Origin of the sequence: Nocardia bhagyanarayanae, from assembly GCF_006716565.1 — a bacterium.
In the GTDB taxonomy this organism is placed as follows: Bacteria; Actinomycetota; Actinomycetes; order Mycobacteriales; family Mycobacteriaceae; genus Nocardia; species Nocardia bhagyanarayanae.
Genome location: NZ_VFPG01000002.1, coordinates 1,201,376 through 1,220,173, shown reverse-complemented (window position 1 = coordinate 1,220,173; position 18,798 = coordinate 1,201,376). Strand labels below are relative to the sequence as shown.

Annotated in this window: 8 protein-coding genes; 2 read left to right on the top strand and 6 right to left on the bottom strand. The window is 69.4% G+C overall.

Going from position 1 to position 18,798, the window contains the following annotated elements; translation table 11 throughout:
* Positions 1 to 284: 284 nt before the first annotated feature.
* Positions 285 to 914: a TetR/AcrR family transcriptional regulator gene (locus FB390_RS32255; RefSeq protein ID WP_141812930.1), complete on the top strand. Its 630-nt coding sequence runs from the start codon at positions 285 to 287 to the stop codon at positions 912 to 914.
* Positions 915 to 946: 32 nt separating this feature from the next.
* Here FB390_RS32255 and FB390_RS32250 read toward each other — a convergent pair whose 3' ends face one another.
* The 3 genes from FB390_RS32250 to FB390_RS32240 are packed head-to-tail and all read right to left on the bottom strand — an operon-like array spanning position 947 to position 3,947.
* The gene (locus tag FB390_RS32250) at positions 947 to 1,378 is read right to left on the bottom strand and encodes a transcriptional regulator (protein WP_141812929.1); all 432 of its coding nucleotides are present in this window, start codon (positions 1,376 to 1,378) and stop codon (positions 947 to 949) included.
* A gap of 43 nt (positions 1,379 to 1,421) precedes the next feature.
* Positions 1,422 to 2,642, bottom strand: a complete 1,221-nt coding sequence (locus FB390_RS32245) for a glycosyltransferase (RefSeq protein ID WP_141812928.1) — start codon at positions 2,640 to 2,642, stop codon at positions 1,422 to 1,424.
* Between the two features lie 15 nt (positions 2,643 to 2,657).
* Positions 2,658 to 3,947: a glycosyltransferase gene (locus FB390_RS32240; protein ID WP_141812927.1), complete on the bottom strand. Its 1,290-nt coding sequence runs from the start codon at positions 3,945 to 3,947 to the stop codon at positions 2,658 to 2,660.
* A gap of 109 nt (positions 3,948 to 4,056) precedes the next feature.
* On the opposite strand from FB390_RS32240, the gene FB390_RS32235 reads away from it, so the two are divergent.
* A complete protein-coding gene (locus tag FB390_RS32235) occupies positions 4,057 to 5,055 on the top strand; it encodes a Gfo/Idh/MocA family protein (RefSeq protein ID WP_425465946.1) in 999 nt (332 codons plus the stop codon).
* Here FB390_RS32235 and FB390_RS32230 read toward each other — a convergent pair.
* The 3 genes from FB390_RS32230 to FB390_RS32220 form a co-directional block, all read right to left on the bottom strand.
* Entirely contained in the window at positions 5,038 to 6,111 is a 1,074-nt protein-coding gene (locus FB390_RS32230; protein ID WP_141812925.1) for an alpha/beta hydrolase, read from the bottom strand. The genes FB390_RS32235 and FB390_RS32230 overlap by 18 nt on opposite strands.
* The gene (locus FB390_RS32225; protein WP_246124514.1) at positions 6,108 to 8,237 is read right to left on the bottom strand and encodes a thioester reductase domain-containing protein; all 2,130 of its coding nucleotides are present in this window, start codon (positions 8,235 to 8,237) and stop codon (positions 6,108 to 6,110) included. Before FB390_RS32225 ends, FB390_RS32230 begins: the two co-directional genes overlap by 4 nt.
* A gap of 287 nt (positions 8,238 to 8,524) precedes the next feature.
* Positions 8,525 to 18,610, bottom strand: coding sequence for a type I polyketide synthase (locus FB390_RS32220; RefSeq protein ID WP_141812924.1), 10,086 nt, complete (start codon positions 18,608 to 18,610; stop codon positions 8,525 to 8,527).
* Between the last annotated feature and the right edge of the window lie 188 nt (positions 18,611 to 18,798).

The following is an 18,798-nucleotide window of genomic DNA, read 5'->3' as shown; positions in this document are numbered from 1 at the left end:
CTTCTACTTCGCTTCACACTCGGTGGAACACGAGCCGCTTCAGCGCGTCTGCCTGCGGAAACGACTGTCCGCCACATCGGCTGACGGAGCCTTCCCGCCGCCGAACATGCTCGGGTGCTCATTTCTTGGACAGCACGCTTCCGGTGCACCGAACGCATCGCCCCAAGCGGTCGACCCAGCCCTTCGCAGTCGTCGCGGCTTCGTCGAAGGACCGGTCCGGTGGACGTTGACCGGGTTAAGGTGAGCAAAGCTCATTTTCGAGATCCGCAAGGCAGGAGTGCGTGATGCCGTCGAGAGTTGTCGGCCAGCGGCGCCGTCCGACACAGGAGCGCGCGAAAGCGACCAGGGAGCACATTCTCGACACCGCGGCGCGGTTGTTCGGGGACCGGGGAATCGCCGAGACCTCGACCAATCGGATCGCTGCCGAGGCGGGACTGAGCATCGGCACCCTGTATCGGTATTTCTCCGACCGGACCGAAATCGTCGAGGAGCTGCTGGAGCGGCTGCTGGTCAGCGTCGAACGCCGCTTCACCCAGCGGGTTTTCGATGCCACCCAGACCTCGGCGGAGCAGTTGGTGAGCGGCGTGTTGGGGGTGATCACCGACGAGCTGGTCGCGCAGGCCGACCTGGTGCGCGCGCTGGTGGCCGGTGTCCAGTTCTACAGCAGCGGAATTCCCGAGTTCGAACCGCGGCTGCGCCTGCTGGTCAAGGTTCTGATCATCCAGCTACTGGGTCCTGGCAACGATCACGAATACGACGTCATGACCTTCGTGGTGATCAACACCGGATTCGCGGCGGTGCTGCGCGCCTCGACCATCGAACTCGACAGCGAGCAACGCCAGGAAGCGATCGACATGACCGCCCGAATGCTGGCCGCCTGGATCGAGGCGCAACCCACCTACGTCCGCCGATAGCCGAACGCATGTGGACCGAATCGAGCTGAGGATCAGTCGTTTTCGTCGATTCCTCGACGGGGCGATGGTGCGCGGTCGGCATCGCCGCCGATGTCGAGTCCTGCGGCACGCAGCTTGTGCCGCATTTCCCGGGCGTTCAGGTCCGCCAGGTATCGGTTGTACGCGGCCAGCTCGATGTCGTCGGCGCTCGGCGGACGCGACCACGGCAGCGGCGGCAGGACAGTCGCAGCCGAGAGGTTCTCGTGGCGCGCGACCATCGATTCTCGCTCCAGCCGCCGGGCCCGGACCGCCGCGAAGATCAGGAAACCCGCGAACAGCGGCCACAGCAGCACGTAGCCGATGTTCTGATCGACGCCGAGCGCCGATTCCGTCCGAGACCAGTGCCACGCCCCCAGCACTACACACACCACCGCGGTGAGGACGAGCGGCAGCACCGCACGCTTGGAAAGGAATCTCGTAGTCACACCCAGTGTCTACTACATGCTCCGTAGACGCTGGGCGGCAGTGCTATTGGGGCGAGACCGGGGCGGCGAGGGCTTCGGTGTAGACCGCGAGAATTCCGGTGGTGTGTCGCGATTGGCGTGGTTCGTCGGTGTGCGCGGCGAGCGCGCGGCGCATGTCGTGCAGCCGGGTGCGGTCCTGGGTGAGGGAGTTCAGCACTGCGGCAAACGATTCCACCGACGGGTCGGCGGTGCGGATGCCGCCCTCGTGCGGAACGGTTTCGGAGAGTTCGGGGTCGCAGTAGAGGACCGGGAGGCCCATCGCCATCGCTTCCAGCAGCACCATGCCCTGGGTATCGCAGTCGGAGGTGAGCAGCAGCACGTCGTGGGTGCGCATGGCGCGTAGGCAGTCGGCTTGGTCGACTTCGCCGTGCAGGTGCACGCGATCGCCGAGGTTCGCCTCGGCGACTGCCGAGCGGGCCCGGTCGGCCAGCGCGCCGCTGCCGTAGATGTCCAAGGTGCAGTCTTCGACGAGGCGCGCCACCTCGATCGCCTCGAGCGGACGTTTCTCCACCGACAGGCGGCCGCACCACAGTGCTCGTAGCGGTGCGCCCGGATCCGTCACCGCACTCTCCGCGCGGACGCGGTCGAGCAGTTCGTCATCGATTCCGTTGGAAACCACGTGAATCGGCCGATCGACGCCGTGCCGGGCAAGGCGGCGGGCGAAGTGGTGGGTCGGGACGGTCACCCGGTCGGCCGCCTGCGCCTGCGCGACCAGCGGACGCCAGGCCAGCCGCGCGATTCGGCCGTCGCCGTCGTGCGCCTGTCGTCCACGTAATGGCACGAACCAACCGTGCGCCAACCGCATCGTCAATGCGGACAGATACGGTGCGGGCGAGTACTTTTCGATGACCGTGTCGTCACGGCTCTGCATGGTTTGGACGACCGGGATGCCGTGCCTGCGCGCGGCGCGCGCGCCGGAGATCCCGCAGCCGTAGGTGGTCAGCGTGTGCACGATATCGATCGGGCCGCGTTCGGCGAACGCGGCATCGATCAGGCGCTCGTTGGCCCGGGTCGGCAGCACGACGGGCAATCCGTTCGACATCGAGATCGGCAGCGCGCGGAGAATCACGGTGTCGGCCTCGGATGTCGTGTATCCCGGTGCCGGCGCGCAGAATACGGTCACGCGGTGACCGAGCCGCCGCAGACCGTCACACAGCGACCGCATCGCGGTCTGGACGCCGCCGAGCGTGTGCGGGTGGAAGTCGGTGAAGATCGCGACGTGCACGGAACCGACCACGTCTCAGGCCGACGCCGCGACGGCGAGACGCTCGACCGCGTCGGCCGTGGCGCGGACCCCGTTCTCGGCGGAGACGGCACGGCCCAGTTCCTTCGCCCGCCTGCTCGCCTCGGGCGTCAGCGTGCGAACCAGTGCGTCGTGCAGCCGGTCCTCGGTCAGCGACGGGTACGGGAAGTCGGCCCCGATGCCGAGCTCGGATATCCGCCAGCCGTAGAAGAACTGGTCGCTGTGCACGCCGATGATCACCGCGGGCAGACCGGCGCGCAGCACGTCGTGGGTGTTGCCGCTGCCGCCGTGATGGACGACCGCGCGGCACCGCGGCAGAACACGGTCGTAATCGAAGGAGTCCAGGACGAACAGCTTTCGGTCGTACCCGGCACCACGGGGGAACCCGTCGCCGCGCACGGTCACCAGGGCGCGGGCGCCCAGCCTGCGGCACACGGCGGCGATGAGATCACAGCAACCGGCGGGATCGAGGATCGGCATACCGGTCATGCAGAAGTAGATCGGCGGCTCGCCCTCGTCGAGCCATTCGGTCAGCGCCGGATCGACCATCGCCTCGCCCCATGCCGCACGCTGCCGCGCGGGCATGATCGGCGCGCCGACGACGGTCGAACGATCGGACCAGTCGGCCGGTTTCGGCAGCAGCACCGGACTCACCATGTGCACCAGCGGAATACCGTCTTCACGCATGCGCCGGAACGGATTTCGCGGCTTGCCGGGCAACTCCATCATCTCGCGCACCCGCCGATCCACCCGGTGATACGCCAGGCCGTACGCCATTTCGAACGCCGAGTAGCTGGCCAGCCGTAGTCGCCGCGACGAGATCATCCGCTTGACCATGAACGACGACGGGAACTGTCCGGTGCGCTCCAGCGGGTACGGCAGACAGCCCACCACGGTCTGACCGGTCTTCTCGGCACGCTCCATCGCCCAGGGCAGCGTGGAGGCGCACGAGACGATCACATCGGCCGATTCGCAAGCGCCGCTGAGCGCTTCGTGCATCCGCTCGCCGCGCTCCCCCGCCATGATCTTGACCGTGTCGAGCATGATCCGGACGAACGGCAGCGTCTTCCCCGAGGAGAGTGCTCGCTTGGCCGCAGGCGTTTCCAGCAGTTCGGCGGAATTGAACGGGATGACGTGCGGTTCCAGACCCGCGCGACGCACCACGTCGGCGTAGTTCTCGGTGGCGGTCATCTCGACGTCGTGTCCGCGCGAACCGAATTCGTCGGCCAGTGCCAGATACGGCTGGTGATCGCCCCGGGTTCCGGCCGTCAACAACGCGATTCGCATACTCTCGGCTTCCGTTCGTTGTTCTTCATGGGCGAGATACGCCCGCGCTGGGTGTTCGTCCGGCCCTCGGAGCGGCCAAGCCGCCGCGCGGTGCCGATGTTAATGTCTGCTGGTGACCGAAGACACGCGGCTCCGGATCGGGATTCTCGGGGCTGCCCGCATCGCGCCGGCGGCCATCGTCCAACCGGCCGGGCGCAACCCGGAGGTCGTCATCACGGCGGTGGCCGCACGGGATCGGTCGCGAGCGGAGCTGTTCGCCCGCAAGCACGGCATCCCGCGCAGCTACGACAGCTACCAGGCGCTGATCGACGCCCCCGATCTGGACGCGGTCTACATCCCGCTGCCCAACGGCTTGCACGGCCGTTGGACCCGCGCCGCCGTCCAAGCCGGCAAGCATGTGCTGTGCGAGAAGCCGTTCACCGCCAACGCTGACGAAGCGCGCGAGATCGCCGATCTGGCGGACGCTTCCGATCGCGTGGTCATGGAAGCGTTCCACTATCGCTATCACCCGCTCGTCTCGGCCGCCGAGAAGATCATCGCCTCCGGCGAATTGGGAACGCTGCTGCGTGTGGAAGCCGCGCTGTGCTTCCCCCTGCCGAAGTTCTCCGACATCCGCTACGACTACGACCTCGCGGGCGGCGCCCTGATGGACGCGGGCTGCTACGCCGTGCACATGGCTCGCGTGCTCGGCGGCGAGAACCCGGAAGTGGAAGCGGCGCAGGCGAAGTTGCGCGGTGTCGACATCGACCGGGCGATGACTGCCCAACTGCGCTTCCCGTCGGGACACACCGGCCACATCCGGTGCTCGATGTGGTCGGCCGACGTGCTGCGCGTCGGCGCAACCGTCATCGGTGAACACGGCCGGATGCGACTGATCAATCCCGTGCTCCCGCACCTGGGACATCTGCTCACGGTCCGCTCGGAGAGCGGCAGACGGGTGCGGCGCTTCGGCAATCGGCCCTCCTACGACTACCAACTCGACGCCTTCGCGTCCGCCGTGCTGCGCGGCGAGCCGGTGCCGACCTCGCCGGACGACGCCGTGCAGACCATGACCGTCATCGATGCCATCTACCAGTCCGCGGGCTTGCCGCTACGCCGACCGAGCTGAGGTCTCGTCGAGGAAGTCGACGATGTGCCCGAACACGTCCAGCGCGGCGCCGCGGCCGATGAACGTGTCCAGGTGCCCGTAGGAGGGAATCTCGGTGTAGCGGACGTCGAGTCCCGGGTTGCGCGCCGAAAGCACCTCGCAGCACAGCTTGTTGGAATCGAGCCACGCCTCGTTGCGGCTGCCGGACAGCAGCAACACCGGACAGTCGATGCGGTCGGCGTGATCGAGAGCGTTCTCCGGCAGCGCGGCGTAGCGGTCGTCGTCGACGTTCCATCGGACCACGGCGTGCGCCAATTCCATCTGGCGCAGATGCGGCAGCACCGAAAGCGGTATCGCGCCGAACAATTCGGCCAGCCGGTTGTGTGTGCGCGGGTCCAGGTGGTCGTGCTCGAACAGCTTGGCGCCCATACCCCAGCCGTGGTGCACCATTCGGCAGGTGGGGTCGGGGCAGTCGCCTTTGCGCGACAGCGCGGCGTACAGCAGGGTGCGCCGGGACCAGAGCCCGACCTTGCGGAAGTCGGATTCGATGTGGCTGACGCGCGAACCGAGCAATTCACTGCCGAGCAACACGCGCACCCGAGCCGACGTGCTGACCTTCGGTGTCAGGAAGACGCCCTGCGCGACGACGCCCGCCAGACCCGGCAGCAGTCCGGCCGTCATGCTCAGCGAGAGGGCCAGCGCGCCGATGCAGTGCGCGACCACGAACAGCGGACGCTCTCCGATCCGGTCCCTGATCCGCGCGACCGCCTCCGGTATGTCGTAGAGCGCGACATCGTCGAAGGTGTAGGGCGAACCGGATTCGTTGTAGGGCAGGCGGCAGCTGCCACGCCAGTCGAGCAGCCACGACTGGTAACCCGCGTCGGCCAGTACATCGGTGATATTGCGAATCTCGGGCAGCGCGAACATCTCCGACGACACCCCGTGCCCGTGCACCAGCAGCACCGCGGGCGCGTCGACCGGTCCCACTCGGCGCAATCTCAGGTCGACGCCGTCGGCGGTACGGAAGGAAAACGTCTCTGCGGCGTCGAGTTCCGGTGTCGAGCGAAGGTCGGTCATCGGCGGTGCTCCTTACGCATGGCTCGGCGCAGATCGAGCAGATCGGTCCCGACCCGCAGGATGGGTTCGACCAGGCTCTTGCCGAGCTGTCCGCCGAACCAGCTGAGCCACAGCATCTTCGCCAGGCGCCGTTGCCGTTCGGATAGTCGTGGATCGATCTGAATGCCGTCGATCTGGTCGGGCAGGTAGGTGTGCATCGGCACGGCGACCTCGCCGGTGTAGGACGCGGGCTCTCCGGCGCGGCCGAGTTCGATCACCTGTGTGCCGAGCTGTCGCACGAGGCGTCGCCGCGCCGCGGCGAACTTGTATCCCTCCAGCCACCACTCGCCGCCGGACGCATCGCGCAGCGTGAGGCGGTAATGCATGATCGGATGCCGCGCTTCGTGGCGGAGCGGTAGTCCGTCGTGCGGGCGCACCGTCGCGGCGCCCTCGACGGTGAGCGGCTCGTCGTGCACACCAGCGCAGGTGAGTTCGCCGGTGACGTCGAGTGTGCGCGCGGTGAACACCTGCGCGCTGCTCGCGACGGACAGGGTCAGGCGCAGATCGCAGGGGATGTCGGCGGGCTCGCCGATCGGGCCGATCATCCCGGTGAGCGTCTCGTTGAACCGCAGGTAGGGCTGTTCGTCCGTCTGCGGCCCGAGCCCCGTCATGGCCGCGAGCATCCGGCCGCGCGCCGCCGGCCCGGGCGTGGCGGGTGCGGGCAGGCCGTTGGCGGATACGAAGGCCTCGGTGCGTGCGGCCGACGCTGGCGGCGCGGTGACCATCGCCGCCAGCTGCCGACGGGCGACCGGACTCTGCAACACCTGCGCCAGCGATTCCAGCTCCGGTACCGGTTCCTCCCTGATCCGGCGGACGACGTCGTCGCACCACTGTTCCCAGTGCTGCACGCGAATGCCGATGCCGCCCAACGTCGTTTCGGCGACGATACGATCGAGCGAGGTGGGCGCCGCCGTGAGGTGATAGGTGTGCCCCCAGGCGCTCGGCGTGCCGACGATCTCGGCGGCCACCCGGCTGACCCAGTCCACCGGGGCGGCATTGAGGTACCGGAATCCCGGCGCGGTGCGAAACCGCATCAGCGCCGCGGTGATCCCGGCGTTGAGGTCGCGCGGATTGTGCGCTCCGGTCTCCGGGTGGCTGCCGATGCCGCCCGGCCGGAGGACGGTCACCACGAGCCCGTGTTCGCCCGCCCGCCGCAGCATTGCCTCGGCGGCCCATTTCGACCGGTCGTACCCGATGGGCAGCGCGGCGACGTTGGCGGTCGGGTCGTCCTCGCCCAACACGGTGGCGTCGGCTCCGTTGAACACCGCTAACGAGGAGATGTGGTGCAGCGGTTTCGGTTTGCCGGTGCCGGCCAATTCGGCGAGGGTCAGCGGGCCGAGGACGTTGGTCCGGCGCAGAGACGGGTAGCCGCGCAGGAAGTCCACCGCCGCCCCGGCGTTGACGATCGAATCCACCTCGGCGGCCAGGGTTTCCCAGCGCTCGTCGGAGAGGCCGAGTCGCGGTTCGCGCAGATCCCCGGCCAGTGGTGTCACGCGCCGCAGCACCTCCCGCGACCAGGGCAGCATGAAGCGCCGCACGGCGTGCTCCAGCCGTTCGGCGGCGGCCTGATCGTCGGCGGCGCGAACCAGGCACACCACGTGGGCCTCGCTGTGCCGCAAGAGATCCAGCAGCAGGTGACTGCCGAGGAAGCCGGTCGCGCCGGTCAGCAGGATGCGGCGCGGCGCGACCCGCTCCGGCGGCGCCACGAGCGGGAGTCGGTCGGCGCCCGCGAGATCGGCGAAGAGCTGGGCCAGATCGTCGGTATCGGCGTCGTCTTCCGTGTCCGGCGGGGGCGCGGCTTTCGGATGGTCGGCCAGCCAGCGGTGCGCCAGCCTGCGCGGACGCGCGTCGAAGAAGACCGTGTCGAGATCCAGATGGATATCCAGCTCGCGCGCCAGCGCGGCGACGAATTCCACCGCCGCGATGGAGGTGCCGCCCGCGTCGAAGAAGTCGGTGTCGGGGTCGATGGTTGTTTCGGTGAAGCGGTTCGCCAGGGCGGTCACCGCCTCGACCACCGCGTCGGTGTCCGTGGGCCGCGCGACAGCGTCCGTCAGCAGTGCGGCGGGTGCGGGTTCGACCTGCGGCACAGCACCGGAGCCCCGGGGCGAGTCGCCCAAACCTGCGGCGGTGGGTCCGTGTTCGATGAGCGGCGCATCACCGATCTCTCGAGCCGAGTTGTCGAGAGCGTGGTTGTTCGCTGACGTTTCACTCAGCAAAGATGGTGCGGCGCCCGGCTTTTCGACGACCGAAGCGCCACCCGTACGAGCGAGCAAAGCGGCGACATCCAGCCCTCCGGCGCCCCGTTCGAGTGCTTCACCTCGCACACGACGATCGACAGCCGGATTGCGAACCGTCGTCCGCTGGTCGGAATCGGTCACCGGTCCACGTCCTCTCCTCGCGCCGCGGCATCCCAGGACCGGAACTCCCGCAGTCGCTGGGGAGTCACCGACACATCCAGTCGCTGGTCGGCGGATCCACCGATCAACCGTGCGGCCAACCGCCGAGCGGGTTCGTTCCGGGCGGTGCGCTCGACCGACATGCGTACCGTCGAGCGGCCGAGAGCGTCGGCCCGATCCGCCACCCAAGCCAGCAGCCGTTCCTCGACGCCGCGACCGAGAGCGCGGCAGCTGAGTTGCCAGCCGCGAATCCGGAGCCCGTCCGGCTTCGCCCGGAGTGCGAGCACCGAGATCAGGCCGTAGTCGCCGAAGCGGTCGCGCGCCGTCGCCGTCCACACCTCGCCTTCGGCGCGCCACCTGTCGAGATCGTCGGTGGTCACTTCGGCGAGGGTGAACTGATTGGTCCGGCGGACGAGCTGTCGAGCACGCGCCAGGGTGTCGTCGGTCAGCGGCTCGATATCGACCTCGAGGTCCAGCCCCGCGAGGAATTCCGCGAATTCCGTGGTGGCGCGGACGCTGTCGCGTTCGCCCTCTTGCCGATAGAAGTCGGCCCGCGCACGGTCTTCGGCCGTCGCCGCGACCGGAACCATCGGCCACAGTCGCGACAGGAACGGCTCCAGTTCCTCGGCGGGCGGACACGTCACCGACAGCACCTCGGGCAGCGCCGCGCGCATCCGCGCCACTTCGACCGGGTTGTCGTCGAGGTAGCAGAAGCTGTCGAGCCCCAGCCGCAGTGTGCGTGCGATCTGTTCCAGCCGCTCGGGCTTACCGTCCCAGCCCGCGGACACGGCGGCGAAATGCGCACGGCCCAGCGGGCTGTCGGGCCGGTCGAGGATCGCGTGGACGATGTCCTCGCCGTTGTTGGACACCAGCGCGAGCAGTGTTCCCGCCGAGCGCCATTCCAGCAGCCGCCGAGCCAGGGCTTGCCGCGCTTCATCGAAAACGACAGCGCCGGAGCCGATCTCACCTGCCGTACCGCTCCACAGCGTGTCGTCGCCGTCCACGGCGATGACCTTCGGCGCGGGCTCTGTCACGGCGGTCGCGGTCGCGACCAGGGTGAGGGCCACCGCCGCCTGGAATTCGGGTGTGAAGGGCAGGTGCGCCAGGATCTCGGTCCGGTCGTCGAAGGGGTTGTCCACCGGGTGATAGCGAGTCCACTCGTCCGCTTCCAGCACCGCGACGCCGGGGCGATCGCGCAAGCGTCCGGCGACCGACCGCTCCCATTCGAGCAGCCGCTCCGCCGAACCGGCCGAAGGCAGGATGCCGACGATGATCGGCCGACGGGTGCGTTCGACCACGTCGAGCACGGCCGCGGGATATTCGGCGGCGAGCTCGGCGAGCAGGTCGTCGGAGATCTCGCCGAACCGTTCCAGGTCCGCCGCGCGCAGCAGCATGATGCCCACGTCCGTCGACGGCTGCGCGAAAACGCCCGACGGGTCGCGCAGGCAGGACAGCACATGGTGATACGGCGCCTCCACGATGGTGATCGCCGTGGCGTCGGAGGCCGCCGTAACCAGCTCGGGCAGCCTGCCGAGCGCGAAGGTCGCGCCCACCGCCGCACGGATTCCGGAATCCGAGTGCGGCCCAGCGGTTTCGGGCCGCGCCGCCGCACCGGGGTCGGCGACCACCGCCGCGACCGTCTCCAGATAGTCCCTGCCGAATTCGGCGCACGTCCGCGCGTCGATGATGTCGCTGTTGTAGGTGAACCACACCTGGCCGGTGTCGGGCAGCACCGCGACCATGAGATCGAGATCGGAATACCCGGTGCTCACCGGAACGACCGCCGCGGGGGCGACGGCCGAATTGGCGCGCAGGTAATTGAAGTACACCTCGATCATCGGCGCGTTGTCGCGGTGGAGCCCCTCGGCGGCCAGCGCGGCGAGCACCTCGGCGAAACCCGCGCCGGGCGCAAGCAGATTCCGCAGCCGCTCGCCCGTACGCCGCAGCACGTCGGTGACGAGTTCACCGGCCGCCGCGGCGGCCGGGAAGGGCACGGGCACACCGAAGTACCCGACGGCATCGGTCGCGTCGGCGTGCATGCGGGTATCCACCGGAACCGCCAGCGCGAACCGGTCCACCTGCTGCCGACGTGCCAGCGCAATGGTCAGCGCGCCGAGGAAGACCGCGGCCGGGGTGATGCCCAGGTCTCGAGCTCGGTCCGCGACCCGGTCGTGCAACCTGGCGGGCATGTCGAGCGCGATCGACTCCGCGCCGTAGCTCCGCCGGGCCGGACGCGGATGCGCGAACGTCAGTTCGAGCCTGCGCGATCCGGAGAACGCGTCGCGCCACCGAGCGATCGCGGGATCCGCCTCGGCGCGGCCGCTGGACTGCGCGGCCAGCAGCTGGTGCATGTCGCGGTTCGTCACGGTGTCGCCGAGCTCGACGCCGGACAGTTCCGCGGCGAGCTCGCCGGCGACCAGCAGCATCGACTGCACATCGCTCATGCTGTGGTGTGCTCCGAAAACTACTGCCTGCTCGCCAGTTTCGGCATTGAGCAGTTCGAAGCGCCAGAGCGGACCCGTCTCCAGATCGAACGGCCGCGCCATCAGCTCTCGGAAACACCGCTCTATCACGGCGTCGTCGAGCCGATCGAGATCGCGCCACGCCGCCAGCTCCCCTGGTTCGCGATGGACCGCGAGCTGGCGACCGTGCTCGGCGCTGGGCCGAATAGTGGTGCGCAGCGCGGCATGTCGGCGGGCCAGCCGCGCCAGCGCTTGCTCGAGACCAGGCCGGGTGACCGGCGCGGCCAGCCGCACGGCGACGCCACCGGTCTGCGCGGCGCTCGGGATGCCGAGTTGCTCGGTTCGCAGCAGCCGCATCATGTCCCTGGTCACCGGAAGCACTTCGACCTCGGGCACCTCGGCGACCGAGTCCGTTCCGGCGGAATCGGCCTGCCGCAGAACTTCTTCGACGAGGTAGCCGGCGAGGTCGGCGAGACTCCGCTCGGCGAGAATCGAGCCGAGCGGCACGGCGATCCCGGTGTGCTCGCGCACCTTGTTGCGCAGTTCCACCGCCATCAAGGAGTCGAGGCCCAGGCTTTGGAAGCTCTGCCCGGGCGCGACCGTTTCTGCGTCGGTGTGGCCGAGCACGTCCCCGGTCCACTCGGTGACCGCGGCGATCGCCAGGGTCGTCGCCTCCGCGCGCGGCAGCGCCCGCAGTTGTTCGGCGAAACGCGATCCCGCCGCCGCGTCGACGGACGCACGATCGGCCGCGGCCCGCCGGGGCGCGCGACGCACGAGTCCGCGCAGCAGCGGCGGGACGGCCGACGCGCGGCGCAGCACCTCGGTGTCGAGCAGCAGGGGAACCAGCATCGGATCGCCAAGCCGCAGCGCGGCATCGAAACAGGCCATGCCCTCGGGCACCGAGAACGCGCGGATGCCCGCTCGCGCGATACGCCGGATGTCGGCCTGCGCCATGTGGTCGTGCATGTCGACCTCCCACGCGCCCCAGGCCAGCGACTGCGCGGGCAGACCGAGCGACCGGCGACGCAGCGCCAGCGCGTCGAGGTAGGCGTTGGCCGCCGCGTAGTTGGCTTGGCCCGGTGTGCCGAACAGGCCGCCCGCCGCGGAGAACAGCACGAACATCGACAGATTTCGGTCCGCCGTCAGCTCGTGCAAATGTTGTGCCGCATCGACTTTCGGGCGCAGTACGGCGGCCAGCCGGTCGGGCGTCAACGCGCCGAGCGTGCTGTCGTCCAGCACGGTCGCCGCGTGCACCACACCGGCGAGCGGCATGCCGTCGAGCAATCGCGCCAGAGCCGACCGGTCGGTGATATCGCAACGCGCGAAACGCACACGCACGCCGCGGCTTTCCAGGTCGTCACGCAACTCCGCGCCGCCGGGGCCGTCGACGCCGCGACGACTGACCAGCACCAGGTCGCGAGCATCGTAGGCGTCGGCCAGATGACGGGCCAGCGCCGAACCCAGCCGGCCCGGGGCACCGGTGATCAGCACGGCGCCCTCCCCCAGCGTCACCCGTCCCTCCGGCGCTCGCCGCGCCTCCAGCCGAGCCAGCCGCGGCACGAACGCCACACCCTCGCGCACCGCGAGCTGTTGTTCGCCCGTGGCGAGGAGGGCGGCGAGATCCACTTCGGAGTCGGCCGTATCGAGCAGCACGATCCGGCCCGGATTCTCCGACTGCGCCGAGCGGACCAGTCCCCACACGACCGCGCCCGCCGGATCCGGGCTGTCCGCACCGGGAAGCGCCACCGCACGACGGGTACGAACGACCGCCGTGGAACGCTCGAAGCGATTGTCCGCCAACATTTTCTGTAGCGCGGCAAGTGTCCGCCGCGCCGTGTCGTGCACCTCGCTCGGCGAATCACCCTCGGGCACCGGCAGAACGATCGCGTCGGCAACCTCCGGGTCGCCGAGATTCCACTCGCTCACCGTGATCGTCCGGTTCGGCGCGGGCAGCGGTACCCGCGACCACTCCATCCGGAACAGCCGACGGTACGCGGGCCCGAGCGAGGCGGCCTCCCACTGCGCGGCGGCCACCGGACGCGACAGGACCGAACCCACGGAAATCACCGGCTGTCCGGTCCGATCGGTCGCGGACATGGTGACGCCATCGGAGCCCGAACGGGTGAGCCGGACGCGCAGCGCGGTCGCGCCGGAGGCCCACAGCGTGACATCCGTCCACACGAAGGGCAGCAAGGCATTCGCACCGTCCGCGGCGAACAGCGCGGTGGCGTGCAACGCGGCATCCAGCAGCGCCGGATGGATACCGAACTTCGCGGCGTCACCGTGGGCCGACTCGGGAAGCTCGACTTCGACGAAGATCTCGTCGTCGCGTCGCCATGCCGCACGCATCGCCCGGAACAGCGGACCGTAGTGGTGCCCGCGCGCGAACAGCTTCGCGTACAGGACGCCGACGTCGACGCGCACCGCTCCGGCGGGCGGCCACACCGACGAATCCGCCTGTGGCGGACTAGGTTCGAACTCTTCGGCCAGCGCACCCTCGGCGTGCAGTATCCACTGGGCATCCGGATCTTGTTCGTCGCGAGCGTAGACGCGCACGGTTGTGCGGTCCTCGGCGTCGGGGCCGCCGACCACCGTCTGGATCTGCGCGGATCCGCGCTCGGGGACGAGCAGTGGAGCGCGCAGCACGAGCTCGCGCAGCACCGGCGCGTCCACCTCGTCACCGGCCCGAATCGCCAGGTCGACCAGCGCCGCACCGGGCAACAGCACCGCGTTCGGTCCCGCGTGATCGGTCACCCACGGGTGCTGCCTGCGCGACAGTCGGCCGGTCAGTGTCACGCCGCCCGAATCCGGTTGCGGCACAGCGGTGCCGAGGACGGGGTGCGCGACATCCGCCAGGCCCAGCGCGGCGGTGTTCCGGCTCGCCGAGTCGGTCCAGAACCGCCGCTCGTCGAAGGCGTAGGTGGGCAGATCCACCCGGCCGTGTTCGGGAACCAGCCGGGTCCAGTCGAGGTCGTGTCCCGCGACATACAGTTCGGCTTGCGCCCTCGCCAAGCAGGTCGGTCCGTCCTGGTCCCTGACCAGCGAACCGACGGCCACCACCTCGCGCGCCAGTTCCTCCGACACCGTCTTGACGGCCGCGGTCAGCGACGGGTGCACGCCGAGTTCGACGAAATACCGGAACCCGTCGGCGATCATGCGCTCGATCGTGGCGGCGAATCGCACTGTCTCGCGCGCGTTCCGGTACCAGTAGCCGGGTTCGATCGGTTCGTCGGCCATCGGTTCGCCCGACACCGTCGAATACCACTGTGTCACCGGCGAATCCGCCACCATGTCCGCCAGCTCGGCGAGCAGCGGATCGCGGATGGACTCGATCAACCGGCAGTGCCCGGCGAAGCCGGGACCGGTGGCGCCGAGCCGCGTGTAGATGCCCGCTCGCTCCATCTCGGCGAGCAGTTCCGCCACCGCGGCCTGCTCGCCCGCCACGATCGTCGAGCGTCGTACATTGACGGCCGCGACGGACACCCGGCCGTGGAACCTCGCCAGCCGCTCGCTCACTTCGGCCTCGGGCAGGCCGATCATCGCCATCGCGCCGGGTTCGGTGATGGCCTGCATCAGGCGGCTGCGCGTGAGGACGATCCGTGCGGCGTCACCCAATTCGATGACACCGGCGCAGTAGGCGGCGGCGATCTCGCCCTGACTGTGGCCGATCACTGCGTCCGGGATGACACCCGCCGCCCGCCAGGTGGCCGCGAGCGCGGCCATCGTCGCGAACAGCAGCGGCTGCACGACCGGGAAGTCGGCGAGATCGGCGTCGGTCATGGTGGCCAGCCTGTCCACCAGCGACCATCCGATTTGCGCGCCGAAAGCCTTGTCGCACTGCTCGAATTCGGCGCGGAACTCCGCCGAGGACGCGAGCATGTCGCGGGCCATGCCGACCCACTGCATGCCCTGTCCGGGAAAGACGAACGCGGTCTTGGCGTTGGTGAGCACCGGACCGGCGCCGACGACGGCGTTCGCCGAGGACCGTCCGTCGACCAGATCGCGCAGCGCGCCGACCATCTCGTCTCGATCGCTCGCCACCACGACCGCGCGGCGCTCGAACTGGGTGCGCTGCAAAGCCAGAGCGCGCGAGACCGGACCGGGCCGCAGCCGTGGATCGGCGACGACCAGGTCGAGCAGCCGTCGCGCCTGACCGTGCAGCGAGTCCCGGCTGCGAGCCGAGATCGGCAGCAACAGCACACTCGGGTCCTCGACCGTCGGGTCCGACGCCGTGGGCTCGTGCGGAGCCTCCTCGAGGATCAGGTGCGCGTTCGTGCCGCTGAGGCCGAAGGCGCTCACACCGGCGCGGCGCGGCCGATCGCCCTTCGGCCACGGCATCGGCTGGGAACGCACCGCCAAACCGCTTCGTTCCCAATCGATCTGCGGCGAGGGCTCACTCACGCCCAGGGTGGCGGGGATTCGCTCGTGTTGCAGCGCGAGCACCAGCTTGACGATGCTGCCCACGCCCGCCGCGGCCTGGGTGTGGCCCACATTGGATTTCAGCGAGCCGATGCCGAGCGGCCGCCGCGGATCACGACCGGGCCCGAACACCCGGGCAAGCGCACGCGCCTCGATCGGATCGCCGAGCGCCGTGCCGGTGCCGTGCGCCTCGACATAGTCGATATCGTGCGGAGCCAGACCCGACACGCGCAGCGCCGACCGCAACACCTGCTCCTGGGCAGCGCCGTTCGGCGCGCTCAGTCCCTGGCTGCGGCCGTCCTGGTTGACGGCGGAACCGCGGATGACCGCGAGAACCTTGTCCCCGTCGCGGCGGGCGTCGCCGAGGCGCTTCAGCAACAGCAGACCGGCGCCCTCGGCCCACACCGTGCCGTCCGCGTCGGCCGAGAACGGCGCGCACCGGCCCGTCGGCGACAGCACACCCAACCGGCACAGCTCGATATGAGCGGTCGGCGACATCAGCAGCGTCGCGCCGCCCGCCAAGGCGAGGTCGCACTCCCCCGCGCGCAGCGCCTGCATCGCCAGGTGCACCGCTACGATCGACGAGGAGCACGCCGTGTCCAAAGTGACCGCCGGACCGTGCAATCCGAGCGTGTAGGCGATCCGGCCGGACGCGACACTCGGCGACAGCCCGGTTCCGACCTGGCCGTTCAGCTGTTCCGGCGCGGGATCGGCCAGATAGCCGGTGCTGTAGACGCCGAGATAGACGCCGGTCGCGCTGCCGTGCAGGGTGCGCGGATCTCGACCCGAACGCTCGATCGCTTCCCAGCTGAGCTGCAACATCATTCGCTGCTGCGGGTCCATCACCGCGGCCTCGCGCGGGCCGATGCCGAAGAACGCGGCGTCGAAACGGTCTATGCCGTCGACGTAACCGCCGCGGAAGGTGTACGCCTTGCCGGTCGCGGAGGTGTCGGGGTCGTACAGGCCCTCGATATCCCAGCGGCCCGCGGGCACCTCGGTCAGCGCGTCGCGGTTGCTGTCCAGTAGGCGCCACAGCGCCTCCGGTGAATCGGCCGCGCCGGGGAAGCGGCAGGACATCGCCAGGATGGCGATCGAGTCGTCGTCGGCCTCGTCGTCCCGGGCCGAGTCCGCGATCTCCGCACCGGACGCCTCTGGCTCGTCGGCCTCGGTCGGCGCCAGCGCGGTGGCCACCCCGTCGATGGTGGGATGGTCGAACAGCAGATTGGTGTCGAGGAAGCGCCCGACGAAATCGGACAGATCGACCACCATCTCGACCAGATCCGCCGAACCCAAGCCGAATTCGACCATCGGCCGGTGTACGTCGATGCGTTCCGGATCCAGCGCCGCTTGCCGTGCGATCGCCGTCACCAGCCAGGATCGGATCGCGGCCGCGGACGGCTCCGAGCCGGACGGCTCCGCGGTTTCCACGCTCGCCGAATCGGTTTCGTAGTCGTCCAGCTCGTCTTCGGGCGAGCGCACCGGCCCCGCCGACAGCGCGAGCAGCTCGCCGGACAGATACGCCGCCCGGCAGGCCGAACGCTGGATCTTCCCGCTGCTGGTCTTGAAGATGGCGCCGGGCCGGATCAGTAGCACCGCCGCGAGCGTGAGGCCGTGGTCCGTCGCCACCGCGGCGCGCACCGCGCCCTCGATCTCGACCAGTTCGCCGAGCTCCTCGCCGCGCACCTCGGCCACCACGACCGGCTGCTCGCCGTCCGCCCCGACGTCCACGGAGAAGGCCGCGACGCATCCGGCGCGGACCCCGTGGTGCGCGGCTTCGACGGTCTGCTCGATGTCCTGCGGATAGTGATTGCGTCCGTCGACGATCAACAAATCCTTGTGCCTGCCGGTGACGAAAAGTTCTGCGCCGGAGAGGAAACCGAGGTCACCGGTGCGGAGAAAACGGCGATCGTCACCGGGCAGTGTCGCACCGAAGATCTCGGCGGTGGCCTGCTCGTCACGGAAATAACCAGTGGCCACGCTGTTTCCGGCGACCCAGATCTCGCCTTCGCTCCCGGCGCCGCGTTCGATGCCGGTCTCGGGATCGACGACCACGATCGACATTCCCTCGGCCGCACCGCCGACACCGACCAACTCCGCGCCACGAGCACGGTTTCCGACGACGTCTCGTCCCGGCGCATCCAGGAAGGTCGGCGGCGCGGTAACGGGCGGCGCGGTCACGATCAGGGTCGCTTCGGCCAAACCGTAGACCGGCTGATGTGATTCGGCGCGGAACCCCGCACGGCCGAAGGTCTCGGTGAACCGCCGAACCGTCGCGGCCCGCACCGGTTCGGACCCGTTGAACGCCACCCGCCAGTGGCTCAGATCGAGCCGATCGATCTGTTCCGGCGCGATCCGGCGGGTACACAGCTCGTAGGCGAAATTGGGGCCGCCGCTGGTGTGGGCGCGGTAGTCCGAGATCGCTTGCAGCCAGCGCTCGGGTCGTTGCAGGAAATGCAGCGGCGACATCAGCACCGAATTCGCGCCCAGGTAGACCGTGTGCAGCAGCGGCGCGATGAGTCCCATGTCGTGGTACATCGGCAGCCAGCTGGCGAACAGCGCGCCGTCCCACGACTCGACCAGCGCGCGGTCGTGGCCGAGGCCCGCGGCGATGGCGTCCTGGTTGTGCAGCAGGTTCCGGTGCGTGAGCAGCACGCCGCGCGGCGTGCTCGTCGAGCCGGAGGTGTACTGGATGAACGCGACCGAATCCGGGCCGAGATCCGGCTCCCGCCACGACGACGCCAGATCGCCGGGGACCTCGTCGGTCGCCAGCCAGCGCACTCCCGCGAGCTCGGGAACCTCGGCGCACAGTGCGGCGGACTCCGCGACCACCCGGCTCGGCGCCAGCACCACACCGACGTCCGCGTGCGCCACCATCCGCCGCAGTCTGCGCAGCGATCGGTTCTCCCATTCGGGCAGTGGCGCGGGGACCGCGACGACGCCTGCGGCCAGACAACCGAAGAAGGCCTCGGCGAACTCGGGGCCCGCCGGGTACAGCAACAGCGCCCGCTCCGGCGCCGAATCCCGCAATGCCGCAGCGATCGCCCTGGCGCGAAGGCCCAAGTCCGCGTAATCCATCTCGCGGACGACACCGTCGACGTCACCACTGTCCAAGAACCGATACACCAACTCGGCGGGCCGGTTCTCGACCTGAGCGAACAGTGTGTCGACGAAAGTGTTGAGCACGAACTACTTCCTCTTACCGGTAACCGAGATTCAGCCGGTCTGGTTTCCCCGCGGCACGAGGAGGGGCAGGCCGTGCGTTGTGACTGACAGCGCTCCACAATATAGCCGCCACCGCACCGATCGCCGGGCGCGAGCAACCGCCCCGCGCCCCGAAAAATAGGGGCAGCGACCCGTCGAAGTACGCTGCT